Below are 1,500 nucleotides of genomic sequence, written 5' to 3' on the forward strand. Positions count from 1 at the left end.
TGATAAATATATAATTGGTCAGGATAAAGCTAAAAAGATGGTGGCAATAGCCATACGTAACCGCTGGCGGCGTCAAAAAGTGGAAGGGCCAATTCGGGAAGAGATAATGCCTAATAATATTATCATGATTGGCCCAACCGGTGTTGGCAAAACTGAAATCTCCCGCCGATTGGCTAATCTGACAGCCGCGCCATTTATCAAGGTTGAAGCCTCCAAATACACCGAGGTTGGTTATGTGGGGCGCGATGTTGAGTCGATGGTGCGCGATTTATCCGACCTTAGCGTCAATATGGTTAAAAAGGAAAATCAAGCTCAGGTCGAGGAGAAAGCTATCGCCCTTGCCGAGGAAAGACTTCTGGATATCCTTTTGCCCTCCAGCGCAAGAAAACAAAAGCCCGACCCAAAAGTAACCCCCGAACAACTGAAAAAAAGCGAAACTGCCCGAGAAAAACTTAGAGAACAGCTAAAAGAGGGAAAACTTGATAAACGGCATATTGAGATTGATGTTCCCAACGATAGACTTCCTGTTGTCGAGGTTTTCTCGCCTGCCGGTATCGAGGAAATTGGTATAAATATCCAGGAAATGTTTTCCGGCATGATGCCTAAGAAGACACATAAACGGCGTGTTACAGTCGATGAAGCATTCCATATGCTGACTCAGGAGGAATCAGCGCATCTTATAGATTTCGAAGAGGTAGTTGCTGAGGCAATCAATCGAGTTGAGAATTCAGGGATTATCTTTATCGATGAGATAGATAAAATAGCCGGCGAAAAAGCCAAGTCTGGTCCCGATGTTTCCCGCGAGGGAGTCCAGCGCGATATCCTGCCGATTGTCGAGGGCACCAACGTGATGACCAAATACGGCATGGTCAAAACCGACCATGTGCTGTTTGTGGCGGCGGGCGCTTTCCACATGTCAAAACCATCCGATCTGATACCGGAGCTGCAGGGACGATTCCCTATCCGAGTCGAACTTAATACCCTGACCGAAAAAGATTTCGAACGCATCCTTACTGAACCGGAAAATGCCCTTATCAAACAGTACAAAGAACTAATGGCTACGGAAGGGGTTAATATTGTGTTCACAAAATCCGGCATACAGGAGATTGCCCGCATTGCCGCTCATGTAAACATGCGCACCGAAAACATAGGCGCAAGACGTCTGCATACGGTGATGACCACTCTGCTTGAGGATCTGATGTATCAAGCTCCCGAGGTCAAACGCAAGAAGGTGCAGATAACCAAAAAGATGGTGGCTGATGTGCTTACCGAGATAGTGGAGGATGAGGATTTAAGCCGGTATATTTTGTAGGGAAATTAGCAGCGTTAATATTTTACGTGCGTGCAATTTTCACTCACAGGGTTTATTGACATACACTAAATGAACAGTATTGGGGCTAAACGGATGCCGCTAATATAATATTTTTATACTAAAAGGAATCCCTACTGTCCGGCCTTTTCAATAGAATTCTCCAATTAATACACAATAAATGAAACTTG

At 45.1% G+C, this 1,500-nt stretch carries 1 protein-coding gene; it reads left to right on the plus strand.

Annotation, left to right across the window (positions count from 1 at the left end; all coding sequences use genetic code 11):
- The coding region (gene hslU / locus J7K40_06325; GenBank protein ID MCD6162010.1) for an ATP-dependent protease ATPase subunit HslU at positions 1-1,312 on the plus strand (1,312 nt) is incomplete at its 5' end.
- Positions 1,313-1,500 lie beyond the last annotated feature (188 nt).

Source organism: Candidatus Zixiibacteriota bacterium (assembly GCA_021159005.1).
GTDB lineage: Bacteria > Zixibacteria > MSB-5A5 > UBA10806 > 4484-95 > JAGGSN01.